We start from the raw sequence: 26340 nt of genomic DNA, 5'->3' as shown, positions 1-26340 counted from the left end.
GAACTTCGGCCATTAGAAGCCGCAGGCGTAAACGTGCGCTTAAGTCACCTCCCCTGCCCGTGACCGCTCCACGTTTTCCCCAGGATGTTGCAAAGTTGTCACATCTGGCCGCTGTCACGGCGCGCCCCTTGACCCGGGCGGCAAATCAGTTTCCCAAATCCCTGCGCCCGCGAAGCAGGGCCAGCGGAGCGGGAGCGACAGGCATCGAGATGGCGCGCAATCCAATCATCGGCGACCTGGCGGGGCACCTGGCGGCGGATCTGGCGATGGCCCTTCGGTTCTATTCCCGCCTGCCCCTGCCAGCGCGGGAGGCCGGCGACCACGATGCCCCTGCCCTGGACCGCATCGCCTATGCCATTCCCCTGGCGGGCCTCGTCATCGGCCTCATTGGCGGCGGTGTGCTGCTGCTCGCGCGCGCCCTGCAGTTCCCCACCCTGCTGTCGGCGGCCCTGGCGGTGGCGGTGATGGTGCTCATCACCGGCGCGGTTCACGAGGACGGGCTCGCCGATACGGCGGATGGCCTGGGGGGCGGGCGGGACCGGACGCAGCGCCTCGCCATCATGCGGGATAGCCGGGTGGGCACGTTCGGCGCGGTGGCGCTGGTGCTCAGCCTTCTGCTGCGGGTGGCGGCGCTGGACGCCCTGTTGACGACCACCAATCCGCTCCGCACGGCGTTCGCCCTGGCCGCCGCCGCCGCGGCCTCCCGTGCCGCCGGCATTCTGCTGCTGCGCGCCCTTCCCCCCGCGCGAGCCGATGGGGCATCCGCCGCGTTCGGCCAGCCCAGCCCGGCGGCGACCATGGCCTGCGCGTTGACGGCGGCCCTCATCGTCGCCTGTCTTGTGGTGCCGAGCTTCGGGGTCGGCGCCATGTTCGCCGGCCTGCTGGCGCCGCTGCTGGCGCTCGCCATCATCGCCCGGCTTGGCGTGCGGCTCATCGGCGGGCAGACCGGCGACCTGGCGGGGGCCACCCAGCAGCTCGCCGAGATTGTGTTCCTGCTGGCCCTGCTTATCTTCAGTCGCGGCTGAAGCTCGTCTCGCGAACCGATTCCATGACGTTCCCCACCGCGCCCCGCTTCGCTTCCGAAGCCGCCTCTCGTCTTCGCCCCGCCCCCCATGCCCCACGCGGCGGGAGGGCCTGAGCCATGCGCGGCAGCGATCGGTTGCTCTGGATTCTCCTGATCGGCCTTTTCATCGGCGTGCTGGTGCTGGTGGTGCACCATGAGCAGGGGGAAGTGGCCGGCCTGAGCCTCGACCAGTTCGGCGGGCTCGTCGGCCAATTGTCCATTGCCATCGCAGTAGGGGCGGTGGCGTGGTCCATCTTTCGGGGACGCATCGGCGAGGCGCTCATGGCCGCCGCGTTCTGGGTGGTGCTCGCCGCGCTTCTGGCGGTGGTCTACACCTATCGCATGCCGCTGCTGCAGGTGGCCCAGCGGGTCACCGCCCAGCTGGTGCCGGGCTACGCCTTCAACATCGCGACACCCGGCCATGTCACGGTGGAGATCCAGCGGGGCGCCAATGGCGAGTTCGCCGTGCGGGCCGCGGTGAATGGCGCCGGCGTGTCGATGCTGGTGGATACCGGCGCCTCGTCCGTGGTGCTGACCCAGGAGGCGGCCCGGGCAGCCGGCCTGCCGCTGGACTTCCTGACCTATGACGTGCCGGTGGAGACCGCCAACGGCCGCGTGAAGGCGGCGGCGGTGGTGCTCGACAACGTCATCGTAGGAGGCATCGTCGAACGTCGGGTGTCGGCGCTGGTGTCGCCCCCGGGCGCCCTTCGCAGTTCACTTCTGGGCATGACCTTCCTGTCGCGGCTCGAAGCGTTCGAGTTCCGTGGCGACCGCCTGGTGATGCGCGGCGCCGCCGCCGAGCCCTGAAGCTCAGATGTCCTCCAGCGCTATCTTGTGGCGCGGCGGCGGAAAGGCGGCGTCGATGGCTGCGAGATCCTCGGCATCGAGCACGATGTCGCGCGCGGCGGCATTGGCTTCCACGTGCACGATGCGGGTCGCCCGGGGGATGGCGATCACATTGGGACGGCGCAACACCCAGGCCAAGGCCACCTGGAAGGGGTCCACCCCATGCTTGCGCGCCACCGCTCCCAACGCCCCATCCCGCGGCAGGCGGCCCTGCTCGATGGGGCTATAGGCCATCACCGGAACGCCCGCCGCGGCGAGGAACGGCAGCAGATCAAATTCCGGTCCACGCCGGCTGGGGTTGTAGAGGATCTGGTCGGTGGCACAGGCCCGCCCGCCGGCGGCGAACAGCTCCTGCATGTCCGCCACGTCGAGATTGCTCACCCCCCAATGGCGTATCTTGCCGGCCTGCTGCAGCGCCTCGAAGCCCGCAAGGGTCTCGGCCAAAGGATGGCTGCCGCGCCAGTGCAGCAGGTAGAGGTCGATGCGATCGGTGCGCAGCCGCTGCAGACTGCGCGCGCAGGCGGCCACCACGCCGGTGCGGCTGGCGTTGTGCGGATAGACCTTGCTGACCAGAAACACCTCGTCGCGGCGGCCGGCGATGGCTTCACCCACCACCTCCTCCGCGCCGCCTTCGGCATACATCTCGGCGGTGTCGATGAGGCTCAGCCCCAGATCGAGCCCGGCCCGCAGCGCCGCCACTTCAGCCCCCCGGCGTTCCGGCGCCTCGCCCATGAACCAGGTGCCCTGGCCGAGGGCGGACACCGCTTCGCCGCCAGGGAGGATCACCATCTTCTGCATCGCGCGGCCCCATGAATTGACACCCCCACCTTAGCCGAGGGCGACACGGCGCTCCAACGCGGTGACGCTGTTGCCTGCGACCCAGGCGACACGCAGAAGATGTGCGCGTCAATCCATAAAACGTCCCCGCTCAAAACGTCCGCTGATGCGTCTTTTTGCTTCCCATTCCCCAGGGGAAGACATAACACTTCCGCCAATATCGGGGGGTGCGGAAATATCCATTTTTGAACAGCTCTAATCTGCACCCTCCATTTGTAGTCTATATACTCCCAAGGCGAGCCATATCCATGAAACAGCATTTTCTTGCGGCCGCTCTGGCCCTCGGCCTTGCGACTGCGCCCACCGCCCTATCGGCGGAGGAGATCACCCTTTATTCCGGTCGCGGCGAAGCCCTTGTGGGCGCGCTGATCAAGCAATTCGAAACGGAAAGCGGCATCAAGGTGAACACCCGCTTCGGCGGCTCGGCCGAGCTCGCCGCGCTGCTGCAGGAAGAGGGCGCGCGCTCGCCGGCGGATGTCTTCTGGGGCCAGGAAGGCGGGTCTTTGTCGGTGCTGGCGCCGCGCTTCGCGCCGTTGCCCCCGGCCGTCAACGCCGCGGTGGCGGCGCCCTTCCGCAATGACGCCAACAGCTGGGTCGCCACCTCGGCGCGCACCCGCACCCTCGCCTATTCCAAGGAGCGGGTGAAAGCGGCCGATCTGCCCGCCTCGGTCAAGGACCTCGCCAACCCGAAGTACAAGGGCCGGGTTGCCTGGGCCCCCACCAATGGCTCGTTCCAGGCTTTCGTCACCGCCTTCCGGGCGCTGGAGGGTGATGCCGCCGCCAAGGCCTGGCTGGTGGCCATGAAGGACAATGGCACCAAGGCCTACCGCAACAACGGCACGCAGATCGAGGCGATCGCCAATGGCGAGGTGGATTTCGGCCTGGTGAACAATTACTACCTCGGCCGCTACACCGCCCGAGACGCCAATTATCCGGTGAGCCAGACCCATTTCGCTGCCGGCGATCTGGGCAATCTGGCGCTGGTTGCCGGGGTGGGCATTCCCGCCTCTGCCGACAACAAGGCCGGTGCGGAAAAGTTCATCGCGTTCCTGATCTCCAAGCCGGCCCAGACCTTCATCACCGACAAGGGCAATGAGTATCCCGTGATCCCCGGCGTGCCGCCCAAGGCGGGTCTGGAGCCCTATGAGACGCTGGTGAAGATCACCCCCAAGGTGGACATCTCGGCCCTGGCGGATCTGGAGGGAACCCTCAAGCTGCTGCGGGAAGTCGGCTTGATCTGACCCCCATGACAGCCCAACCGGAGGCGGCGCCGCTTGCGCCGCCTCGTCGTTTCCGGCTCCGCATTCCCGTGCACGGGCCGCATCCGGCCCTGCTGGCCCTCGCCGGCCTGGTGGCGGTCGGGCTGCTGCTGCCCTTTGCCTATCTGCTGCTGCGCGCGCTGGAGGCCGATCCGGCGGCTGTGGTGGGCATTGTGCTGCGCCCACGCAACCTGATGCTGCTCGGCAACACGCTGGCGCTGGTGGGCCTCGTTCTGGCCCTATCCACGCTGGTGGCTCTGCCCCTGGCCTGGCTGACGGCGCGCTCGGACCTCGGCGCGCGCCGGCTGGTGACCGTGCTGTCGGTGCTGCCGCTGGCCATTCCCGGCTATGTGATGGCCTATGCGCTGATCGGCGTCTCGGGCTATGCGGGCCTCGCCAACACCCTGTTCGGCCTGCGCCTGCCCCGGCCCGAGGGGCTGAGCGGGGCGGCTTTCGCCCTCACCCTTTATATTTTTCCCTACCTCTTCCTCAACCTGCGTGCGGCGCTGCTGGGGACCGATGCGGCGCTTGAGGAGACCGCCCGCAGCCTTGGCCTGTCGCCCGGGCGTGTGTTCCTGCGGGTGACGCTGCCCCAACTCATCCCCGCCTTCGCGTCGGGCTGGCTGGTCATCACCCTTTACGTGCTGGGCGATTTCGGCGTGGTGGCGCTCATGCGCTACGAGGTGTTCAGCTACGCCATCTTCACCCAGTATTCGGCTGCCTTCGACCGAACCTACGCCGCGTGGCTGTCGCTGATGCTGCTGGCCGTCGGCGCCGTGGCGGTGGGGGCGGCCACCTATCTGGGCGGCCGGCGCCGCCTGGCGCGCATCGGCACCGGCGTCGCCCGCCGCGCCGCGCCCGTGCCTCTGGGCCGGCTGCGTCCGGTGGCCATCGCGTTCCTGGTGCTCCTGTTCGGAACGGCGCTCGGCCTGCCGACGGTGACGCTCGCCTATTGGATGTCGTTCCTCACAACCCAGAGCGCCGCGGCGGATGATCTGGGCGAACTGGCCACGGTGTTCGCCAGCAGCCTTTCGGTGGCCGGGCCCGCGGCTGTGGCCGCCGGGGTGCTGGCGGTGCCGCTCGCCGTGCTGATGGTGCGCTACCCGAGCGGGTTCTCCCGCCTGCTGGAGCGCACCACCTATCTCGGCTACGGCGTGCCACCCCTCGCCTTCGCCCTGGCCATGGTGTTTCTCACCCTCTCCCTTGCGCCCTTCGCCTACCAGACCCGGGCGCTGCTGGTGCTGGCCTTTACGCTCCACTTCCTGGCGCTCGCCTTGGGCCCGCCGCGCACCGCGCTGATGCAGATGGGCGTGCGGCCGGAGCAGGCGGCGCGGGCCCTCGGCTATGGGCGCTGGAGCGCCTTCCTGCATGTGAGCGGACCGCGGCTGCGGCGGCCCGTGGCGGCCGGGGCGCTATTGGTGTTCGTGGTGGTGGTGAAGGAACTGCCCATCACCTTCCTGCTGGCGCCGCCGGGCTTCACCACCCTGGCCACCCGTGTCTTTTCCTACACCTCCGAAGGGCTGCTCTATGAGGCGGCGCCCTATGCGGCGCTGCTGGTAGTCTTCTCGAGTCTGTTCGTGGGACTGATGGTGCGCTACGAGGGCAGCCGATGACGACGCCGCTCCTCAGCATTCACGGCCTGCGCAAGGTCTATGGCGATGCCGCGACGGCGGCGGTGCATGATGCCAGCTTCCAAGTGGCCCCGGGCGAGATCTTCACCCTGATCGGCCCCTCGGGCTGCGGGAAGTCCACCCTGCTGCGCATGATCGCCGGGTTCGAGGTGCCGCAGGGCGGCAGCGTGCGGCTGGACGGCCGCGACATCACTGCCGCGCCCCCCGAAAAGCGTCGCATCGGTATCGTCTTTCAGGACTATGCGCTGTTTCCTCACCTGAGTGCCCGGGACAACGTGGCGTTCGCTCTGCGCGGGGGCAGACAGGACGCCCGGCGGGCCCGTGCCGAGCCGTTTCTCGCCAGCGTGGGCCTCGAGGGATTGGGGGATCGCTTTCCCGACCAGCTCTCCGGCGGCCAGCAGCAGCGGGTGGCGCTCGCCCGTACGCTGGCCGGCGCGCCGCGCCTGATTCTGCTGGATGAGCCCTTCTCCAACCTCGACGCCAGCCTGCGTGACGCCACCCGGCGGGAGATCCGCGAGATCCTGCGGGCGACGGGAGTCGGCGCCATTTTCGTGACCCATGACCAGGAGGAAGCCCTTTCCTTCGCCGACCGGGTGGCGGTGATGCGCGCCGGTCGCATTCTGCAGGTGGGCGAGCCGGAGGAGATCTATGCGCGGCCGGCGGATCGCTTCGTCGCGGGCTTTCTCGGGCGCACCAATCTCCTGCCCGCCGAGGCCGGCGACGTGACGGCGACGTCACCGCTGGGTGAGGTCATCCTTGCGGCACCGGCGCACGGTTCGGTCTTGCTGTCCCTCCGGCCGGAGCAACTGGCGGTGACGGCTGATGAGGGTATGACCCCGTCGCACGGGGCGATTGTCTCGCGCGAGTTCAAGGGCCGCGATGTTACCCTCTGGGTGCAGCTGGGCCCGCATCTGCTGCAGGTGGATGCGGGCGCGCGCAGCCCGCTGCGTCCGGGTGATCAGGTCAGGGTCACGCTCCGTGAGGGCACGCTGGCAGTGGCCCTGCCCCCGGAAGCCTGAGCGCCGCCGCGTCGGGTGCACCGGCATCACGCGCGGCGGGCGAACGCGCTCGGCGGCAGGCCGGTGGCCTTGCGAAAGGCCGTGCTGAAATGGCTGAGACTGGCAAAGCCGGTGGCCAGGGCCACCTCAGTCACGGTCCGGCCCTCGGCGAGCATTTGCGTCGCGGCCTCCATCCGCACCTTGGTGAGATAGGCGTGGATGGAGTGTCCCACATGGGCGCGGAAGCCGGCCTTGAGGCTCTTCTCGTTCAGGCCGACGGCCCGGGCGAGGCGAGCGATGGTCCAGGGCTCGTGGAGCCGCTCTTCCATGAGCCGCTGCGCCGCGTCGATCTTGGATTGGTCCCGTTCCGCCCTCAGGGCCGTGTGGCCCGCGTTCAGGAAGGTGCCCATCACCACCGCCAGAAGCTCCAGCGCCTTGCCTCGCAGATAGAGGCGCCGCAGGTCCCGATGGGCATAGGCGCATGAGATGATCTGGAGCGCGATCTGGAGCAGGGGTGCCGGCGCGGGAAAGCCGACCATGACGGCGCCGCGCTCGGGCACGCTGCAATCCGCCAGAAGCGCGCCCCCGTAGCGCCGCCAGAGCGGGCCGCCGAGATCCTGCAGCACCGAGGGTTGGAAGCGCACGTCCATCATGCGCAGGCGCCGGCCGCCGCGAATGGTGTCGATGCCGCTCACGGTCTGATCGGTGGCACAGACCACCGCGGTTCCCGGCGTCACCTCCAGGGGCTGGCCGCCGTCTATGGCCAGAGTGCCCTCGCCATCCAGAAAAATGGAGACGGAAAAGGTGGCGGGGCCCTCCACCGCGATCACCACATCTTCGGTGGGCACAAGATCCAGCATGGCGATGGAAACGCCGTCGCCGAGGTCGTCGACGCTCATGTGGCGCTCCCAGCCAAGACCGTCCACGGCGGGGGCGGCGGCGGTGAGCCACTGTGCATAGCCGGCCTGGGGCGGAACGGTCATGGCGGTTCGCCCATCCATCGTCTGCGCATCCTCCTGCGAAAAGTCCCGGATCTGCAAACCACAGTCCCGATACCGTTAGACAGCCCGATGAGACAAGCATAGCGGATGAAAAAAGTCAGCGCGAACGATCAGGAATATTTTAGATATGTTCTCAACAACGCGGCGGATCGGGATCGCATCGTCATTTGCACTTATGCCGTTGATGCTTCTGCCCACTGTTGGCTTTGCTCAAGACGCGGCCTCTGGCGCATCTTCCGAGATCAATCTCGAAGAAATCACCGTCACCGCCAACAAGCGTCCGCAGGAATTGGAGAAGGTGGACGGCGCGGTTTCGGTGCGCACCGCCGATCAGTTGCGCGAAGCGGGCGTCACCACGGTGGCCGACCTGGAGCAGGTGTTCCCCGGCCTCGTCATCCGCACCCGCGGCAATCGCGCTTACGCCAACATCACCGCGCGCGGCATGTCCTCGCCGGATTATTACAACCCCACGGTCCAGATCTATGTGGATGGCGTGCCGCAGCTGCCATCCGCCTTCACCCAGCCCCTCGTCGACGTGGAGCGGGTGGAGTTCCTGCGCGGCCCGCAGGGCACGCTTTACGGCCGCAACGCCTATGGCGGCGTCATCAATATCGTGACCAAGAAGTCCGATCGCGGTCGCGTGGATGCGAGCATCACCGCCGGCACGCCCGAATCCTGGGGCGAACTGGCCGCCACCCTGCCGGTGGTGCCGGGCAGCACCTATCTCGATGTCGCCGTGAAGGCGGAACGTGCGTTCGGCTCGGTGGACGACGTCTCCACAGCCCGCAGCAACGTGGACACCTCGACCGACATGATCGGCCGCGTCGCCCTGCGCTATGCCCCCACCGACAGCAATTTCGATGGCACCCTCGCCTTCAGCCGCGAGCATACGGAAAGCCACGAGGAACTCTATCTGCTCGACAGTCAGGTGGGCCGGCGGGCCTATTTCAGCGCCCTGCAGGGCCCCATTCCGCTGCTCGAACGCACTGTCTCGACGGTCTCCGCGACGGGGAACTGGCGCCTGGGGGACTTCAAGCTCTCCTCCATCTCGTCCTATCAGGACGTGGACATGACCCGCGACATCGCCGCGGCGCCGGGCCTGCTCATGTCCTTCCCGGAGACCGATGCGGCGTTCTCCCAGGAACTGCGCCTCGTTTACGACGCCAGTGGGCCGCTGACCTCGGTCATGGGGCTGTTCTATCAGCACGACGCCTTCACCCGCGAGGCGGATGGCTATTCGCCCTATTACGGGCCCTCGCGCAATGCGGTGGACACCAACAGCTACGCTGCGTTCGGCGAGGCGACATACAAGATCACCGACAAGTTCGACATCACCGGCGGTCTGCGCCTGTCCTATGATGAAAGCTCCATCGATTTCACGCGCTGGGGCAGCAATTACTATGGCTACTACGCCGGCAGCTTCGCCAATTCGGCGAACTTCACCAGCCTGCAGCCGAAGGTGGCGGTGGGCTACCAGTTCAGCGACACCACCCGCGCCTATGGGCTGATCTCGCGCGGCTACAAGCCCGGCGGCTTCAACCATGCCGTGACCTATCCGGACGACGCGGAAGCCTACGACCCGGAAACCGCCTGGAACTATGAAATCGGCCTGCGCACAGCGACGCCCGACCGGGCCATCGAGCTCTCCACCGCGCTGTATTACATCGCCTCGGACAACAAGCAGATCTATGTGGGCCCGGTGGGCTTCCAGGTGATCCGCAATGCCGGTCAGGCGGAAAGCTACGGCCTCGAACTGGAGGCGCGTTGGCGGGCCACAGAGCAGCTGAGCTTCGCCGCCACCGCGACCTATGGGCGCTCGCTATTCACCGACTTCACCGACCCCACCACCGGCCAGAGCTATGACGGCAACACGGTGCCCTACGCGCCGAATGCCACGGCCAACCTGTTCGCGCGGTATCTCATCGACCAGACCTGGATCGATGGAACCGTGGCCGTGACGGGGGCGGTGCACTATGTGAGCACCACCTATTTCAACGAGGCCAACACCCTCTCCCAGCCCGCATACACCACGGTGGATGCCGGGCTGGAAATGGCGTGGACCTCCGGCTTCAGCCTCAAGCTGTTCGTCGAAAACATGTTCGACGAGACCTATCGCACCTACAGCTATGCTTCGGGCGCCAACGTCTTCTCCAACGTGGCCCAGGGCCGGCTGGTGGGGCTGACGGTGCGGGGCAGCTACTGATGGCGGCACCTGCGGCACCATTGCCGCTGCCGAAGATCCTCGCCGCCATCGGCGGGGTCTATGTGGCGCAGAGCCTGGTGGGCGGGCTCACCTTCATGGGCATCCCCGCTGTGCTGCGGGCCGAGGGTGTTCCGCTGGAAACCCTCGGGCTGGTGGCGCTGCTGATGCTGCCATGGGCGCTGAAGTTCCTGTGGGCCCCGTGGGTGGAGCGCTACCGCATCCGTGTGGACGGGACGCGGCGCTCGCGACAGGTGGTGGCGCGTGGCCAGGTGGCCTGCGCCCTTGCCCTGGCGGCCCTCGCCCTCGCCGGGCCCGGCAACATCCGGATGCTGTTCGCCCTGCTGGCGCTGGTGGCCCTGGCATCGGCGACGGTGGATATCGCGGTCGATGCCTTCGCGGTGGAACAGCTCTCCGCCGCCGACCGGGGATGGGGCAACGCTGCGCAGGTGGGTGGGGGTTATCTGGGCCTGGTTTTGGGCGGCGGTGCCTTCCTGGCGCTGGTGCCACACGCGGGATGGGCGGTGGCCACCGCCACCATGGCCGGCGCCGTGCTGCTTCTCGCCCTGCCTTTCCTGTTCGGTCGCGAGCCGGCGCGCGCGCCCGCGCCGCGCCCGCACACGCCCTCCCTCACCTATGCGCTGCGCCGCCCGCAGGTGCGCCGGGGGCTGCTCGTGACGGTTCTCTTCGAGGCCGGCGTCCGCCTGGTGCAGATGCTCGCGGGGCCGCTTCTGGTGGATCGGGGCCTGGATCTGTCGACGCTCGGCCTGCTCAACGGTGCCGGCGCCGTGGGGGCGGGCCTTCTAGGCACCGCCCTCGGCGGCATGCTGGTGCGCCGCCAGGGGGCGCAGAGGGCGCTTCTCATGGCGGCAGGGGGCCAGGTGGCCGCCCTCTTCACCCTCGCCCTGGCCGTCTCGATGGGCGCCGATGTCACCATCCTGGCGGCACTGGTGGTGGTGAAGACCCTGGCCATGGCGACCGGCTTCGTCTGCCTTTACGCGCTGCTCATGGGGTGGTCATCCCTCAAGCAGGCGGGAGTGGATTTCACCGTCTTCCAATGTGCCGACGCCGCCGTCGCCGGTCTCGCCGGATATGGGGCGGCGCTGGTGGCCGGTCGCCTGGGCTACGGCCCTGCCCTCCTGGCCGCAGCGGGCATCGCGGCGGCGGGCCTCGTCGGCATCCGCCTCCTGCTCAGCTCCCACAGCCCGGCGCTCCCGCGCCATGCCGTTGAATCCGAGGTCTGATTGCCATGTCGTCGTCATCCGTTGTCATTTCCGGGGCCGGGGTCGCCGGCCTTGCCGCGGCCTGGTGGCTGGGCCGTGCCGGCTGGCATGTCACGCTCGTGGAGCGCGCCACGGACCTCAGGTCCGGCGGCTACATGATGAGCCTGTCCGGCCCCGGCCACACCGCTGCCGCGCGCATGGGACTGCTGGCAAAGCTGGAGCCGCGCGCCTACCACGTGCATGAAAACGTCTATCGCGATCGCAACGGCCGGGAGGTGATGCGCCTCCACTTCCAGGAATTCATCGAGGGTCTCGATTATCTGGTGATGCGGCGCACGGACCTCATCGAGGTGCTGCGCGCCGACCTGCCCGGCCAGGTGGAGCTGCGGTACGGCACCACCATCCGTGATGTGACGGACGGCGCGGATCAGGCCCGCGTGACCTTTTCCGACGGCACCACTGCGACGGCCGATCTCGTGCTGCTGGCCGATGGCATGCGCTCCGCCCTGCGCGAGCGGTTGATCGCCCCCGCAAGCCAATGCCTGAAGCCGCTGGGCTACCGTTTCGCGGTATATGAGCTGACGGACCGGCTCGGCCTCGGTGCGGACTTCGTTTCCTACACGGAACCGGGCCACATTGCCGAATACTACACGCTGGCGGAAGGCCGGGTGGCGGCGCTCCATGTCTGGCATTCCAGCGCCGCGGGGCCGGTGGCCGCCGCCGACCGCTGGGGGCTCCTCGAAGAGGTCTGCGCCCGCAGCAACCCGGCCGTTCGCACCCAGCTCACCGCCGCGCGCAGCGAAGGGGCGGTCGTGCTGGTGGACGATCTCGCTTTGGTGGAGTTGCAGCGCTGGTCCAAGGGCCGGGTGCTGGCACTGGGCGATGCCGCCCACTGCCTCACGCTCATTTCCGGCCAGGGCGCCGGCATGGCCCTCACCTCCGCGGCGATCCTCGCCGATGCCCTGTCCCGCGCGCCGATCCCGCAGGCGCTGGCGGAACACGAGGCGCGGCTGCGCCCCTCCATCCTGCGTCTCCAGGATCGCAGCCGGAAAATGGCGGGGGTGTTCGTGCCGCGCTCGCCGGTGGCGTTCGAGCTGCGCAATTTCTTCATGCGCCACGTGCCACGCAAATGGGTGGGGCGCTACTTCATCAATGCGGTCACCGCCGAAATCCTGGCGGCGCAAGGACCGGCGGCAAAGGTGGGCTAAGCGAGCCTAGAGCAGGCTCGGCGCCACCAGCGTGCGCGCCCGCAGCTTCAGGAGCGGGCGCGACATCAAGAGCGGCAATAGCCGCCGGCTGATCCAAAGCCCAGCCGGGCTGCGCGGCACATAGCTGCGCGCGGTCGCCCGGGCGTGGCGCTGCACGGCGGTGATGACCGGGCGCAGGCGCGCCTCCCAGGCCTCCAGAACCTCCGGGAGATCCTCCTGCCCTAGCCGCTCGGCGAGCAGGAAGGCACCCGCCATGGCCATGGAGGCCCCCTGGCCGGAGAGGAAGGAGAGGCACCAGGCCGCGTCCCCCACCACCGCGATGCGGCCGCTCGACCAATGCGGCATTTCAATCTGGGCCAGGGTGTCGAGATAAGCGGCGTTCCAGTCCACCTCGCCCTCGATGAGACTCTGCAGCACCGGCGCGGTGCCGGCAAAAGCGGTCCTCACCGTGCGATGGCGGGCCTCGGGTGGAACCGCCGCCTGCTCCGCGCTGCGCCAGCACAGCAGCGTGGACAGCTCCTGCGGCCCGGACTGGTAGAGGATCGCCTGCCGCCCGACCTCCATATAGCCCTCATAAGGCGGATCGAGCCGCAGGTCGGACGCCATGCGCCACGCCGCCCCGCGATACCCCAGGGGACGGAGATAGGCGGGCGTGGGCCCGAAGGCCAGCCGTCGCACCCGGCTGTTGGCGCCATCCGCCCCCACCACGAGGTCGAAGCGGCCCGCTTCACCATCACTGAAGCGCACATCCACGCCGTTCGGCTCCACCGCGAGGGCCGCCACCTCCACCCCGAAGCGCGGCGCGCCGTGCCCCTGGGCCGCCAGAGCCGCGGCGAGAAGCCGGACAAGCGTGTCCCGCGCCACATGCAGCATCTTGCCGCCGGTAAGCTCCGCGAGCACCGACTGACGAAACCGGAACAGCTCGCGCCCCGATGCGCCGTCGCGATAGACGGAATCGGCGGCGGGCAACGCCGCCTCGCGCAGCGCGGTGAGGATGCCAAGCCGCTCCGCCACGTCCCAGCCATTGGCCTGGAGGCTCACCACATAGCCCCCGGTGTTGAGGCTCCGCGCCCGCTCCACCAGGGTCGGCGCGAAGCCGCGCCGCGCCAGGGCCAAGGCCAGGGTCAGGCCCGCCGGCCCGGCGCCAACGATGAGGATCCGCATGGCGCCCTCAGAAGCGCGCGCGGGCCTGGACGCCGATCATGCGCGGATCGCCAGGCGCCCCGTAAGGACCATATCCGTTGTCGGTGGCGACCGTGTAATAATCCTGATCGAACAGGTTGAGCGCCACGAGGTAGACGCTCCACGTCTTGGCCTCGACGCCGAGCCGCGCATTGACGATGCCGTAGGCCCCCTGCTCGATGGTGTTGTCCACGTCGAAATAGAAGGACGAGCGCCAGTTCCAATCCACGCGCGCCACGCCATTGAGCTGCGCGGTGAGCGGGCGGGTGTATTGCGCCGAAAGGGAGAGCGAGTATTTCGAGGCGAGCGGCTGCCAATTGCCATCGGCGTCGCCGCCGCTCTGGGAGGCGGGGGCGTCGATGAAGCGGGCGTCGAGAAAGCCGAGGCCCGCGAACAGTTCCAGCCCCTCCAACGGCCGCGCCTTCAGCTCAATCTCCGCGCCGTAATTGCGGGATTTCGGCGCGTTGGCGATCCACACGGAATAGCCGTTGAACGAATAGATCTGCTGGTTCTCCCAATCGAAATAGAACACCGAGGCCGCCACATCGAGCTTGCCATCGAACAGCGAGGCTTTCACGCCGCCCTCGTAGTTCCAAGCGCTTTCCGGCTCGTAGGCGAGGTCTGAGGTGGGCGCGAAGGACAGGTTGTAGCCCCCCGCCTTGTAGCCGCGGGAGAGCGTGGCATAGGCCCGCACCTTCGGCGCCAGCTCATAGGCAAGGCCGATCTTCGGCGACAGGTCGGTGCTGTTCATGGAAGGGGACAGCACCTGCGCCGGCGCGCCCAGCGTCACACCGGCGACGCTGGACCGGTGGTCATAATCGATGCCCCGATGGTCATAGCTGAGGCGGGCGCCGGCAAGAATGTCAAACCGCTCCGTCACGTGCCACGTGGCATCACCATAGAGCGCCGCGGACCAGCCGCGCAGATTGGAATGGGTGCCCTCCTCATAGCCCGCCGGCAAGGTGGGCTGGCCGGGATAGAAGCTGTTGGCCGGCACGGCGTAGTTGAACCCGGTATATTCGTAGCGGGTATCATCGGAACCGAAGAGGAAGGCCCCAAGGGTCCAATCCAGCGCATCATTGGGCTTGGTGACGAGGCGCAGCTCCTGGGAGGCCTGCCCGTAATCGCGGGTGAAGCCATTCTGCCGGAAGGGCGATGGAGTGAAATCGCCCCCCTCGCCATCGCCCTCGGCGCCGCGCCAGGCGGTCACCGAAACCAGGTCCAGGCCGCCGAGGTCATAGGTGGCCTGCAGCGAGGCGCCATAGCTGGCGATGCTGGAGACATAGGGGATAGCGGCATTGTAGCCGGTGTCCCAAACCGTGCCGAACGGGCCGCGATTGCCCCGGCTGCCCTGGTCCTTCGCATAGTCGGCGGAGAACAGCAGTTCCAGCGTATCGCTGGGACGCGACACCAGTTGGATCCGCCCGCCGCCGTCCTTGGCACCGTCATAGTCGGCGCCATCGGCAAGGTTGGGCACCCAGCCATCGGAATAGTCGCCGAACGCCACCGCGCGCACCGCCAGATCGCTCCCCAGCGCGGCATTGACCACGGCGCGCCCCTGCAGGGTCATATCGGTGCCGAACAGCACATCGAGCTTGGTGTAGCTGGCGCCCAGCTCCGGCCGCGCGCTGCGCACGTTCACCGCGCCGGCGATGGCGTTGCGGCCGTAAAGGGTGCCCTGAGGACCGCGGAGGATCTCGATCTGGTCGAGATCGACCATGGTGAGGTTGAAGGTTGCGTCGTTGCCGACAAACACCCCGTCGCGGTAGATGGCCACGGTGGGATCGGTGCCGAACGCGGTGTTGGCGACGCCGCGGATGGAGATGACGGACGCATCATTGCCGCCGCGCTGGCTGCGCATGAGCGTGTTGACGCTGGCGTCGAACGCATCCTCCAGCCGCTCGATGGTGCGCGCCTCGATATCCTTCTCGGTGAACACGCGCAGGCTCGCCGCCACATCCAGGAAGGGCTGGGCACGGCGCATGGCCTCGACGGTGATCTCGTCCAGCTCGATGGTCGCCTCCGCGTCCTGCGCAGCGGCCGTGGCCGGCAAGGCAAGGGCGGCGAAAAGGAGGGGCAGGCGTGATGCGTGGGTCATGGGTCGGGATCCCCGGGCCTGGCGCCTGGGGTGCCGGATGTCTCGACCAGACTTTTCGCAAACATAGCCAATGGGTTGGACCTGAAAGACGTATGCCATCAGTCCAATTGCATATGCGCGCGGCTCACCGCCTCAGCCGCGAGGGGGCAAAGCCGAAGCGGCGGCGGAAGGCGGTGGAGAAATTCGAGGGATGGCCGTATCCGGCGCGATACGCCGCCTCCGATACCGACAACCCCTCCCGCTCGATGAGCGCGCGGCCCAGCAGCAGGCGCTGCTCGGCCACATAGCCCCCCGCGCAGGTAGCGAAAGCGCTGAAGAAATCCCGCTTCAGCTTGCTGGCGCTCATGCCGAACCCCTCGGCCAGGCCGGTGAGGCTGACGATGCTCGCCGGATCATCATCAATGCGCGCGCGCACCGCCATGATGCGGTCGCGGTCGCGGGCCCTCAGCGCATCCGCTTGGCCGGCATCTCCCGTGCCGAGCGAATCGACGAGCGCAACCAGCAGATCCAGCGCGCGGCTTTCCAACACCAGCGCCGCGAGGCCCGGTACCGCAGGAGCCTGGAGCACCTGCCAGGCGATGCGTTTCAGATGTGCATCCAACGGCCGGCGTGTGACGCTCAGCGGCCGTTCCATGGCCCTTCGCAACGGCTCGAAGGCCTCCGATCCGGGACGGGCCGAGGTGGCGAACCATTCCGGCGTCACCACCAGCTCCACCGTGCGGACCGGCTGGCCGGAATGCAGCATGGTGCGGCACGGACGGCGGTCGTTGTCCGAGGAGATCCAGACCTCGTTGGGGCGAAAGCCCCCGTCGATGCCCCGGGTCTGCGAGGTCGCGGCACCGTCCAGCACCACGGACAGGGTGCAGGCCGGGAAGCTCTCGCTCTCGAAGAGAAAGGGCACCTCGACCGACATCTCCCGGGCGAGCAGGAACAGCCCCGGCTCCACCTGCACCGAAGAGAAGCGCGCATCCGCGTCCCGTGCGGGCGCGAACGGGTGATCCAGCAGGGTGCGCAGGTCGTCGAGCGAAGTATGGCGTTGCTCGAGGCTCATGGTGATGACGTCCGTCTCCGCGCCAGGCAAAGGCGCGCCTGAAGTGACGCACAATAGAAGGGAAAACCCTCCGACTGTAGGGCATGGTGGAAGATCTGATTTCGAATAATTCCATGCAGCCCTGCACACGGAGCGCCGGAACGCGACGACGGCAGATGCCTTTACCTCGATCGGCCTGCACTCATCTCATCGAAACGTGCTTGCGTGCTCCCATCCGGCCGTGAACGAAGCGCAGAACGCGGACCTGCCCGGACAATTGGATCTCTCTTCGGCTTGCATGGTATGCTCTGCCCTGAAAACACTCACCAGCCCGCCCGTCCCTCCGCCACCGCGCCCTCTCGCGCGCGAGGGAGGGGGGCGGACGAGGGACTTCGACTTTTGACGTTAGAACATGACAGCCTGCGCTTCTCCGTCGCCCCGATGATGGATTGGACGGATCGTCACTGCCGGGTCTTCCATCGCACCTTCTCGCGCCGCGCGCGGCTCTATACCGAGATGGTCACGGCGCCGGCGGTGATCCATGGCGATCGCCAGCGGCTGCTGGGGTTCAGCGCGGTGGAGCATCCGGTTGCGGTGCAGCTCGGCGGCAGTGATCCGGCGCAGCTGGCCACAGCCGCACGCGTCTGCGCCGATTTCGGCTATGACGAGATCAATCTCAATGTCGGGTGCCCGTCCGACAAAGTGCAGGGGGGCAATTTCGGCGCGTGCCTCATGCGCGAACCGCATCTGGTGGGCGACTGCATCGCCGCCATGAAAGCCGCCGTGACGATCCCCGTCACAGTGAAATGTCGGATCGGCGTCGACGACCAGGATCCCGAGCAGGCTCTCGACACGCTCGCCGACGCGGTGATCGCGGCGGGCACCGATGCGCTGATCGTGCATGCCCGCAAGGCTTGGCTGAAAGGCCTGTCGCCCCGGGAAAACCGCGATATTCCACCACTGGACTACGGCCGGGTTCAGCGGCTGAAGCAGCGTCTGCCGCAGGTTCCCATCGTGCTCAACGGCGGCCTGGAGACCCTCGATGCCGGGCTCGCCGCCGCCGCCGGGCTCGATGGGATGATGTTCGGCCGCGCCGCCTATCACAGCCCTGAGTTGCTACATCAGGTGGACCCCCGCCTTTATGGCGAGCCCGCCCCCTGTGCCGATACCTATGCGGCGCTCGAGGCGTTCGAGCCCTATGTGGCGGCGCATCTGGAGGCCGGCGGACGCCTCGCCGACATCACCCGCCACATGCTGGGGCTGTTCGGAGGCCGTCGCGGCTCGCGGCTCTTCCGCCGCCGGCTTTCCACCGAGGCAATTCAGCCCGGCGCCGGGCTCGACGTGCTCAGGGGGGCGGTGGCCGAAGTGCGCAGCCGCGACCTGGGAATAGCGGCCTGAAGCCAGCCCTTGCGCCGCGCGCCGGGCAGACCTTCCCACCGCCCCCTGGACACCGGCAACGATCCAGCGCACAGGAGCACGGGGATCAATCCTTCGCCCTGCCCTCCTCTTCCCGGTCGCGTGCCGCGGCCTTCCGGAACGCACGTATGCTCTCATCCATCGCCTGGAGCGAACTCGCCGAGCTGTCCCTGGCGCTGCTGGCTGGCGGCATCCTCACCGGCCTCATCGCCGGCCTGCTGGGGGTGGGCGGCGGCGGCGTCATGGTGCCGGTGCTCTATGAAGTGTTCCGGGTGATGGGGGTCGAGGACAGTGTGCGCATGCAATTGTGCGTGGGCACCTCGCTGGCGGTGATCATTCCCACCGCCATCACCTCCTACCGCGCGCATCAGAAGAAGGGCGCGGTGCGCCCCGACGTGCTGCGACAATGGTATCTGCCCGCCATCGCCGGCATCCTCGTCGGCAGCGCCATTGCCGCCGCGGTGTCCGGCTGGGTGTTGCAGGCGGCGTTCGTGCTCATCATCACGGGCCTTGCCATCAAGAGCCTGCTCGGGCGTGACGACATCCGCCTGGGCGAGACCCTGCCCGGCCGCCGGGCCATGCTTGGTTACGGCTTCTTCATCGGCCTCGCCTCGGCGCTGGTCGGCATTTCCGGTGGCGGCCTCGCAACCAATGTCCTGTTGCTCTACGGCGTGCCTATCCATGTGGCCGTGGCCACCTCGGCGGGCATCGGCATCATCGTGCCCATTCCCGGCATCATCGGCTATGCCGTTGCCGGCTGGCCTCACCTCGCCGAGCTGCCACCGCTGTCGCTGGGCTATGTCTCGGTCATCGGCTTTGTTCTGATGGCGCCGCTCAGCGCCCTGTTCGCCCCCGTCGGTGCGCGGATCGCCCACCGGCTCAGCCGGCGCCACCTGGAAATCGCGTTCGGCGTGTTCCTGCTGATCGTCGCCTCGCGCTTCGTGGTGGCCATCTTCTGGCAGTAAGGCGGCTCACCAGCGGTGCGAGAAGCCGGCGGTGATGCTCTTGTTCAGTTCCGATCCGGTATCCGCCAGGGTGGTGGTCACGTTGACCGCGCCGAACACCTTCTGCTGCGCACTCACGCTCGGAAGCAGCTGCGGCGTGCTATCGGAGGCGGACGCGCCGAACGAAAAGGTCGTGCCCGTGTCGATCATCTTGATGCGGAAGGCCTTGTCGGTCTGCCAGCCCCCGCCGGAGGTGCTGCGGGCGATCTCGTAGCTGTCCGAAAGCTCGGCCTTCAGTCCCTCATAGAGCGTCCAGCTGCGCGACAGGGTGGTGCCGAGCTTGCTTTCCTCATCGCTGGGGCTGACCGCCACGTTCACTGAACCCTTCTGCCACATCAGCCAGCTCGGCAGTTCGGGCAGCGCGACCTTGGCAAAGGCGGCGCCACTCACCGCCTGCGTGCCAGGCACCAGCCCCGGCACCGCGCTCGACGCCTCCGTGGACAGGCTCATGCCCACCTGGGCGCCAAGATCGGCCAGCTGCCGCTCGTAGCGCATGGAGGTGGAGCCGTCGGCATTCAGGCTGCGGCTGGTGGAGTCTCCCGAATCCGCCCATGCGCTGGCCGCCAGAGCAAGGCTCAGCGGCAGACTGAGGATGGCGGGCGCATGTCGCATGGGTCGCATCGGCCTCTCCGGCAAAGTGCTCGCTAGACGGCCGCCGCACGGCCGGACGGGAATGACAGACGTTCAGATCACCCCCGATCGCTGCAGTGGTCCCAGCCTGATGCGGAAAAGTTAAGGCAGTGATGCTGCCCGACACCATTCCCGCGACCAGTGCGACTCTGCGGCCACAGCCCGTCTTTGCCGGCGCCCCGCCCTTGCTCGCCCCGAAACGGCGCCTTATCCCCACACCATGGAGGAAAGAATGCCCGCATCCCTGGACCAAAACACGATTGCCGCAGCCCTCGACCTGCTCAGCCGCATCGCCGGCGCGCTGGATCGCATCGCCCCGCCGGACCGCCTGGTGGCGGATTTCGACGCGGCGGACGCGTTCGTGTGGCAGACCGATCCGCTGCGGCTGGAGCCGGTGCCCCACGTGAACCGGGTCGAGCTTGATCTGCTGCAGGGAATCGACCGCGTCCGCGATCAGCTGCTCGACAACACCCGCCGCTTCGCCCACGGCCTGCCCGCCAACAACGCTTTGCTCTGGGGTGCCCGGGGCATGGGCAAGAGCTCTCTGGTGAAGGCGGCCCACGCCACCGTCAACCGCACCCTGCCCGCCGGCCAGGATTGGCGGCTGAAGCTGGTGGAGATCCACCGCGAGGACATCGAGACCCTGCCGGGCCTGATGGCCCTGGTGCGCGGCTCTGCCCATCGCTTCATCATCTTCTGCGACGATCTCTCCTTCGACGCTGATGACACCTCCTACAAATCGCTGAAGGCGGTGCTCGAGGGCGGCATCGAGGGGCGACCCGACAACGTCATCTTCTATGCCACGTCCAACCGGCGCCACCTGCTGCCGCGGGACATGATGGACAACGAGCGCTCCACCGCCATCAACCCCGGCGAAGCCGTGGAGGAAAAGGTGTCGCTGTCGGACCGGTTCGGCCTGTGGCTCGGGTTCCACAAGTGCAGCCAGGACGAATACCTCGCCATGGTCGCCGGCTATATCGCCCATTATCAGCTGCCGGTGGAGGAAAGCGCGTGGCGGGCCGATGCGCTGGAGTGGGCCACCACCCGTGGCGCCCGTTCGGGCCGCACCGCCTCCCAGTTCGTGCAGGACCTGGCCGGCCGCCTGGGCGTGGCGCTCAAGGCCCGCTGAGCCTGACGCGAAACGGGGGCGCCGGACCTGCCGCGCGCCCCCGTTTCAACTTTTAACCCCATGCTCTGGGGGTCAGTTCTTGCTGACGAGGCAGTCACCGCCCTGGGCCCGCAGGGCCTGGCATAGGTCATTGGCCTGATCGCGGGTCGCGAAGGGGCCCACCTGAGCGCGGTAATACACACCGCGGTCACCGAGATCGGCTTTCTTCACCGTCGCCACATAGGAACTCAGCAGGTTCGGATAGCGGGTCTGCAGCGCTTTCCAGGAGCCCATGGCATCCGCCTCCGACCGCTGCGACGCCACCTGCACCACGAAGTCGCCGCTACGGGCGACCTGCGGCGGGGCCTTGGCATCCGGCACGGCCACCGCCGACGGTGCGGCACCGGGGGCCTGCCCCGATGCATAGGCAGCCAGAGCGCTCAGGCCAGGGCTTGGCGCCGCGGCTGTCGTGCTGGCATCCCCGCCGAGACCATCCGCGCGAATGGGCACCGTGCGCACCCGCTTCGGTTCCGTGGACAGGGAATTGATGACCGGATCGGTGGCCGCCGGCGTACCGTTGCGAATGGCCGCCGTGGTCACATCCATCGGCTGCTCCTCGCGGGGCACCATGCGCTCATTGGCGCTGCCACCGCTGCCGAGACGATCGTAGATCATCTTCTGCTGGCCTTCCGGCGTGGGCGCGGGCGGCGCGACGATCTTGCTCGGGGTGCTATCGGCGCGAATGACCGGCGGACCTCCGGCGGTGCCCGATACCGATCCATGTACCGCCATGCGATAGGCGAACACGCCGGCGGTGCCGGCGACGATCAGGCCGAGCACCGAGGCCACCAGCAGCAGAGCGGCGCGGCCCTTGCGGCGGCGGGTCTCGCCTTCATAGACCTCATCCCCATGAGGCGGCATGTAGCCATCCTCGTCATACTGGGGATCGTAGGCCTCGTCATATTCGTCATAGTCGCCATCCCGCCGCTCCGCCGAGTAGGCATAGGCGGCCGGGTGCGGCTCGGCCGGCGCGCGCGCCGGCTCAGGAGCAGCCGCACGGCGGGGGGCGGGCTCATAATCCTCGTCGTCACGGATCGCCTCGCGCGGTGCGACGCCGCGCGGCTGAGGCGCCGGTGGCGCGGCAAAGCCGTCGTCTTCGGCGCCACGGCGCTGCGCGGGAGTGGCGGCGACCTGCGCCTGATGTGCCAAAGACCCGTAGCCGAGGCGAACCGAGGTGGCGGAGCGGTCGATGGGCGCGGCATCGGACCGAGGAGGAACGAGAGCCGCGCGGCTCGGCGCGGCTGCGGACGGCGGCTGCGGCGCCGGACGACGAGGCGGTTCCAGGGCCGCGCGCGGCGCCGGTGTGGCCGAGGAATAGGGATCCTGCTGATAGGACGCCTGCGTGCCAGCGGCCGGGCGCACCGGACGCGGTGGCTGCGCCTGCGGACGCGGCGGCGCGGAGAGGTCCGGAAGGCTGGGAGCGGCACGCCGCGGAGCGGGTTCGGAGGGGGCGCGCGGTGGGACAGCAGCGCGGGCGGGTGCGGGACGCGCCGGAGGTAGCTCGTCCGGCTCATCGTCATAGGAGTCGACGGGCGCCTGTGGACGGCTGGGCGCGCGCAGGTCGCGGCGCGGATCGAAGGGACGCGCGGCCGGATCGGCGGCGCGCGGCAGCGCTGGGGCTGCAGCTGCCGGACGCGGCGGGGGGGCCGGCGGCAGGTCATCGAAATCGGCGAAGGGATCCTGCTCGGCGATCAGCCGTGCCAGTTCGGCCAGCGGGTCGTCGCTGGCAGCGGGCGCCGGAGGCGGATTGCGGCTCGGCGCGGCGGCCCGCGGCGCGGCCGCGCGGGACGGGGGCGCAAGGCGTGGATCCGCCGCGGGCGCGGCATAGCCCCGTGGGGTGGCCGGATCACGCGGGGCCTGAGCACGGCCCGGCTCCGGCCGCTGCTCCCGAGGATCCCGTGGAGCCACGCCCCGTGCGCCGGCATCATTGCTGCCCGCGTCGCGCCGATAGCGGAACCTGCTTTCGTCGACCATGTCGCCTCGATGTGTTCTCGTCCGTCCCGCCCAGGCGGAGCCTTCAGCGGCCCATTGCTGCGGTGCCTGGCCGTTTGACGAGCCGCTATTTCATCTCGTCGACGGCTTCCACCCCCAGCACGTTCAGACCCGAGGCGAGCACCGTGGCCACTCCATGCACCAAAGCGAGGCGGGCCGAGGTCAAATGTCGATCATTCTCGATAATGAAGCGTAAATGAGGCAGGTCTTTTCCCCGGTTCCACTGGGCGTGGAAATCGCTTGCCAGCTCATGCAGATAGAAGGCGATCCGATGGGGCTCGCGGGCGCTTGCGGCCTGCTCCACCAGGCGCGGCCAGGAGGCGATGCGCCTCAGCAGCCCCAGTTCGCCCTCATCGTCGAGTCGCTCGAGCTCGGCGCTGGCGAAGGCGGCCGGCTCAGCCGGCAGGTCGGGAAGGGCGGCGGCGGCGTTACGCAGGATGGATTTGGCCCGGGCGTGGGCATACTGCACGTAGAACACCGGGTTCTCGCGCGACTGCTCGATGACCTTGGCGAGATCGAAATCCAGCGGCGCATCGTTCTTGCGGAACAGCATCATGAAGCGCACCGCGTCGCGGCCCACCTCGTCCACCACGTCCCGCAGCGTCACGAAGGAGCCGGCCCGCTTGGACATGCGCACCGGCTCGCCGTTGCGGAACAGACGCACCAGCTGGATCAGCTCCACATCGAGGCTCGCCGCGCCGCCGGAAACGGCCTTCACCGCCGCCTGCATGCGCTTGACGTAGCCGCCATGGTCGGCGCCCCACACGTCGATCATCTTGAGGAAGCCGCGCTCCACCTTGTCCTTGTGATAGGCGATGTCGCCGGCAAAATAGGTGTAGCTGCCATCCGACTTCTTGAGCGGGCGGTCCACATCGTCGCCGAAGGCGGTGGAGCGGAACAGGGTCTGCTCCCGGTCCTCCCAATCCTCGATAGGCGCGCCCTTGGGGGGCGGCAGGCGCCCCTCATAGACCTCGCCGGAGGCTTTGAGGGCTTCGATGGTGGCGCCCACCTTGTCCACCGCGCCGGCGGACAAAGAGCGCTCCGAGAAGAACACGTCGAACGCGATGCCCAGGGCTTCGAGATCGTCGCGGATCATGTTCATCATCTCGCCGATGGCGAAGCTGCGGAAAATGGGCAGCCACTCGCTCTCCGGCGCGGCCAGATATTCGCTGCCGTGCATTTCGGCCAGCTTCTCGCCCACCGACACCAGATAGTCGCCGGGATAGAGCCCGTCCGGAATCTCCGCCTTCTCGCCGGTGGCGGCCTCGCGGTAGCGCAGATAGGCGGAGCGGCCCAGCACATCCACCTGGGCGCCGGCGTCGTTGATGTAATACTCCCGGGTCACCTGATAGCCGGCGAAGGCCAAGAGGTTCGCCATGGCGTCGCCGAACACGGCACCCCGGCAATGGCCCACATGCATGGGACCAGTGGGGTTGGCCGAGACATATTCCACATTCACCGGTTCGTCGCCGCCGAGACTGGACCGGCCGAAGCGCGCGCCGCCATTCAGCGCCGCCGCCAGCACCTGGGGCCAGAACACCGGATCGAGAGTGACGTTGATGAAGCCGGGGCCGGCCACGTCCACCTTGGTGACATGGCGGATGCCGCCGAGCTTGCCGGCGATCTTTTCCGCGAGGTCCCGCGGCTTCAGGCCCAGATCCTTGGCCAGCACCATGGCGGCATTGGTGGCGAGATCGCCATGGCTGGCATCACGCGGGGGCTCCACCACCACGCGGGCCAGATCGAGGCCCGCGCCACGGCCCTCGGCAAAATGACCCTCGGCGACGAGGGCGGCGACGGCTTCGCGGACGTGATCGGCGAAGATCGCGTAGACGTTCATGGAATTGTCCGATCGGGTTGGTTGCCGCGCGCCTATCGCAGATCCGGCGTCGTGTCAAAGAAACGGGCGTGCTGGTCGAGGGCGTAGCGGTCGGTCATGCCGGCGATGTAATCGGTCACCCGGCGAGCGAGGCGGTTCTGATCCAAGCTTTCCAGGTCTTCATGCCAGGAGGCCGGCATGTCCCGCGGCTCTGCCATGAAGTGGGCGAACAACTCACGCAGCACGCGCTGCGCCTCGCCCATGATCGCCTCCACCCGCGCATGGCGGTACATGTGGGGATAGAGGAAGCCCTTCAGCGCCTTCTCGGCCCCGGCCATCTCCGGCGAAAATCGGATGAGCGTGCGCCCTAGCCGGCGCACCTCATCAGCGGACTGCACCCCGGCGCTGGCGGCGTTGCGCGCGCCTTCCACCACCACATCCTCGATCAGGCGGGTGATCACCCGGCGCAGCACCTCGTTGACCGTGCGCGGCATGTCGAGGCCGGGGTAACGCGCCCGGACGTCCCGGATCGCCTCGCCCACCAGCGGCAGCGGCTCCAGCTCGTCCAGGCTGAACATGTGGGCGCGGATGCCGTCGTCGAGATCATGGACGTCATAGGCGATGTCGTCCGCCAGGGCGGCGACCTGCGCCTCCGGGCCGGCGTGGCTCCACAAGTCCAGATCCTGCAAGGCGGAGTGCACGACGATGGCGTGAGGCAGGCCGCCCGCATAGTGGCCGATGCCCTGCCCCTTCCGGTCGGTCAGCGGGCCGTTGTGCTTCACCAGCCCTTCCAGGGTCTCCCAGGTGAGGTTGAGGCCGTCAAACTGCGCATACCGGCGCTCGATGCGTGTCACCACGCGCAGCGACTGGGCGTTGTGATCAAAGCCGCCATAGTCCGCCATGCAGGCGTTGAGCGCCCGCTCGCCCGCATGGGCGAACGGCGGGTGGCCAAGATCGTGGGCAAGGGCGAGAGCCTCGGCCAGATCCTCGTCCAGCCCCAGGGCGCGGGCGATGGAGCGCGCCACCTGCACCACCTCCAGCGTGTGGGTGAGGCGGGTGCGGTAATGGTCGCCCTCATTGAAGACGAAGACCTGAGTCTTCTGCTTGAGGCGGCGGAAGGCAGTGGAATGAATGATGCGGTCGCAATCCCGCCGGAAGCCGCTGCGCGGCGGCATCTCCGGTTCGTGAACCAGCCGCCCACGCGAACGCTCAGGGTCGCAAGCCCATGAAACCCGGGGCTTTGCGCCGGAAACCGCCATGTCCTGCTCCTCCCGCTCGGCCTTTTCGCGAGGCCAGCCCTTTCACTTCAACGGTTCCGGCCTTACCTTATGGGCCATTGCCAGCTTCAATTCGTAAAGTCGATACCATGGAAACCACACTCGCCTCCGAGCAGGCTTCGGCCGCTCCCGATTTCGCCGTCACCGATGCTGCAGCGCGCCGCATCCGCCAGATTCTGTCGTCGGAGCCTGCGGGCACCTTCCTGCGCCTCAGCGTGGAAGGGGGCGGATGCTCCGGCTTCTCTTACAAGTACGACATGACAACCGAGCAGGGTGATGACGACCTCATCATCGAGAAGGAAGGCGCCAAGATCGTCGTCGACCGGATCTCCCTCGACTACGTCAAGGGCTCCCAGCTCGATTACGTGGCGGACCTGATGGGCTCGGCCTTCAAGATCCACAACCCCATGGCCACGGCCAAGTGCGGCTGCGGATCGAGCTTCGCCGTCTGACCGGCG

21 protein-coding genes are annotated in these 26340 nt (G+C 68.2%); 12 read left to right on the top strand and 9 right to left on the bottom strand.

Annotated features, from left to right (window positions below; genetic code table 11):
- The first annotated feature begins 209 nt into the window (after window positions 1-209).
- Both cobS and MEU52_RS12400 read left to right on the top strand, forming a co-directional pair.
- Window positions 210-1025 carry an adenosylcobinamide-GDP ribazoletransferase gene (gene cobS / locus MEU52_RS12405; protein ID WP_238122601.1) on the top strand — a complete coding sequence of 272 codons (816 nt, stop codon included), beginning with the start codon at window positions 210-212 and terminating at the stop codon, window positions 1023-1025.
- A gap of 116 nt (window positions 1026-1141) precedes the next feature.
- Entirely contained in the window at window positions 1142-1870 is a 729-nt protein-coding gene (locus MEU52_RS12400) for a TIGR02281 family clan AA aspartic protease (RefSeq protein WP_238122600.1), read from the top strand.
- Between the two features lie 3 nt (window positions 1871-1873).
- Here the strand turns inward: MEU52_RS12400 and MEU52_RS12395 are convergent, their stop codons facing one another.
- A complete protein-coding gene (locus tag MEU52_RS12395; protein WP_238122599.1) occupies window positions 1874-2707 on the bottom strand; it encodes an aldo/keto reductase in 834 nt (277 codons plus the stop codon).
- 287 nt (window positions 2708-2994) lie between these two features.
- Here MEU52_RS12395 and MEU52_RS12390 point away from each other — a divergent pair, with 287 nt between their 5' ends.
- The 3 genes from MEU52_RS12390 to MEU52_RS12380 are packed head-to-tail and all read left to right on the top strand — an operon-like array spanning window position 2995 to window position 6655.
- Complete coding sequence (locus tag MEU52_RS12390) at window positions 2995-3987, top strand: iron ABC transporter substrate-binding protein (protein ID WP_238122598.1); 993 nt, start codon at window positions 2995-2997, stop codon at window positions 3985-3987.
- A gap of 5 nt (window positions 3988-3992) precedes the next feature.
- The gene (locus MEU52_RS12385) at window positions 3993-5618 is read left to right on the top strand and encodes an ABC transporter permease (protein ID WP_238122597.1); all 1626 of its coding nucleotides are present in this window, start codon (window positions 3993-3995) and stop codon (window positions 5616-5618) included.
- Window positions 5615-6655 (top strand): ABC transporter ATP-binding protein, encoded by a 1041-nt coding sequence (locus MEU52_RS12380; protein ID WP_238122596.1) that lies wholly within the window; start codon window positions 5615-5617, stop codon window positions 6653-6655. Before MEU52_RS12385 ends, MEU52_RS12380 begins: the two co-directional genes overlap by 4 nt.
- Window positions 6656-6681: 26 nt before the next feature.
- Here MEU52_RS12380 and MEU52_RS12375 read toward each other — a convergent pair whose 3' ends face one another.
- Window positions 6682-7617 (bottom strand): helix-turn-helix domain-containing protein, encoded by a 936-nt coding sequence (locus MEU52_RS12375; protein ID WP_238122595.1) that lies wholly within the window; start codon window positions 7615-7617, stop codon window positions 6682-6684.
- Between the two features lie 202 nt (window positions 7618-7819).
- On the opposite strand from MEU52_RS12375, the gene MEU52_RS12370 reads away from it, so the two are divergent.
- From MEU52_RS12370 to MEU52_RS12360, 3 genes are read left to right on the top strand one after another with little or no spacing between them, the layout of a single operon-like run.
- Complete coding sequence (locus tag MEU52_RS12370; protein WP_238122594.1) at window positions 7820-9838, top strand: TonB-dependent receptor; 2019 nt, start codon at window positions 7820-7822, stop codon at window positions 9836-9838.
- Window positions 9838-11079: an MFS transporter gene (locus MEU52_RS12365; RefSeq protein WP_238122593.1), complete on the top strand. Its 1242-nt coding sequence runs from the start codon at window positions 9838-9840 to the stop codon at window positions 11077-11079. Before MEU52_RS12370 ends, MEU52_RS12365 begins: the two co-directional genes overlap by 1 nt.
- Before the next feature lie 5 nt (window positions 11080-11084).
- A complete protein-coding gene (locus tag MEU52_RS12360) occupies window positions 11085-12266 on the top strand; it encodes an FAD-dependent monooxygenase (protein ID WP_238122592.1) in 1182 nt (393 codons plus the stop codon).
- Between the two features lie 6 nt (window positions 12267-12272).
- On the opposite strand, the gene MEU52_RS12355 is transcribed toward MEU52_RS12360, so the two are convergent.
- The 3 genes from MEU52_RS12355 to MEU52_RS12345 form a co-directional block, all read right to left on the bottom strand.
- Entirely contained in the window at window positions 12273-13430 is a 1158-nt protein-coding gene (locus MEU52_RS12355) for an FAD-dependent monooxygenase (protein ID WP_238122591.1), read from the bottom strand.
- 7 nt (window positions 13431-13437) lie between these two features.
- Window positions 13438-15546, bottom strand: coding sequence for a TonB-dependent receptor (locus MEU52_RS12350; protein ID WP_238122590.1), 2109 nt, complete (start codon window positions 15544-15546; stop codon window positions 13438-13440).
- A gap of 124 nt (window positions 15547-15670) precedes the next feature.
- Window positions 15671-16597, bottom strand: a complete 927-nt coding sequence (locus MEU52_RS12345) for a helix-turn-helix transcriptional regulator (RefSeq protein WP_238122589.1) — start codon at window positions 16595-16597, stop codon at window positions 15671-15673.
- A gap of 378 nt (window positions 16598-16975) precedes the next feature.
- Here MEU52_RS12345 and dusA point away from each other — a divergent pair, with 378 nt between their 5' ends.
- Together dusA and MEU52_RS12335 are read left to right on the top strand one after the other, a co-directional pair.
- A complete protein-coding gene (gene dusA, locus MEU52_RS12340) occupies window positions 16976-17974 on the top strand; it encodes a tRNA dihydrouridine(20/20a) synthase DusA (RefSeq protein WP_273546302.1) in 999 nt (332 codons plus the stop codon).
- A 146-nt stretch (window positions 17975-18120) separates the two neighbouring features.
- A complete protein-coding gene (locus tag MEU52_RS12335) occupies window positions 18121-18957 on the top strand; it encodes a sulfite exporter TauE/SafE family protein (protein ID WP_238122588.1) in 837 nt (278 codons plus the stop codon).
- A 6-nt stretch (window positions 18958-18963) separates the two neighbouring features.
- On the opposite strand, the gene MEU52_RS12330 is transcribed toward MEU52_RS12335, so the two are convergent.
- Window positions 18964-19617 carry a hypothetical protein gene (locus MEU52_RS12330; RefSeq protein WP_238122587.1) on the bottom strand — a complete coding sequence of 218 codons (654 nt, stop codon included), beginning with the start codon at window positions 19615-19617 and terminating at the stop codon, window positions 18964-18966.
- 241 nt (window positions 19618-19858) lie between these two features.
- Here MEU52_RS12330 and MEU52_RS12325 point away from each other — a divergent pair, with 241 nt between their 5' ends.
- Window positions 19859-20755, top strand: a complete 897-nt coding sequence (locus MEU52_RS12325; protein WP_238122586.1) for an ATP-binding protein — start codon at window positions 19859-19861, stop codon at window positions 20753-20755.
- Window positions 20756-20827: 72 nt separating this feature from the next.
- Here the strand turns inward: MEU52_RS12325 and MEU52_RS12320 are convergent, their stop codons facing one another.
- From MEU52_RS12320 to MEU52_RS12310, 3 genes are all read right to left on the bottom strand, one after another.
- Entirely contained in the window at window positions 20828-22768 is a 1941-nt protein-coding gene (locus MEU52_RS12320) for an SPOR domain-containing protein (protein WP_238122585.1), read from the bottom strand.
- 85 nt (window positions 22769-22853) lie between these two features.
- A complete protein-coding gene (gene argS, locus MEU52_RS12315) occupies window positions 22854-24626 on the bottom strand; it encodes an arginine--tRNA ligase (RefSeq protein WP_238122584.1) in 1773 nt (590 codons plus the stop codon).
- A gap of 32 nt (window positions 24627-24658) precedes the next feature.
- Entirely contained in the window at window positions 24659-25864 is a 1206-nt protein-coding gene (locus MEU52_RS12310; RefSeq protein ID WP_238122583.1) for a deoxyguanosinetriphosphate triphosphohydrolase, read from the bottom strand.
- A 107-nt stretch (window positions 25865-25971) separates the two neighbouring features.
- Between MEU52_RS12310 and erpA the strand changes: the two genes are divergently transcribed.
- Window positions 25972-26334 (top strand): iron-sulfur cluster insertion protein ErpA, encoded by a 363-nt coding sequence (gene erpA / locus MEU52_RS12305; protein ID WP_238122582.1) that lies wholly within the window; start codon window positions 25972-25974, stop codon window positions 26332-26334.
- Window positions 26335-26340 lie beyond the last annotated feature (6 nt).

This window comes from Xanthobacter sp. NM-25 (assembly GCF_022138605.1).
Taxonomy (GTDB): domain Bacteria; phylum Pseudomonadota; class Alphaproteobacteria; order Rhizobiales; family Xanthobacteraceae; genus Xanthobacter.
The sequence above is the reverse complement of the archived record's forward strand: the minus strand, read 5'-3'. Positions and strand labels throughout refer to the sequence as shown.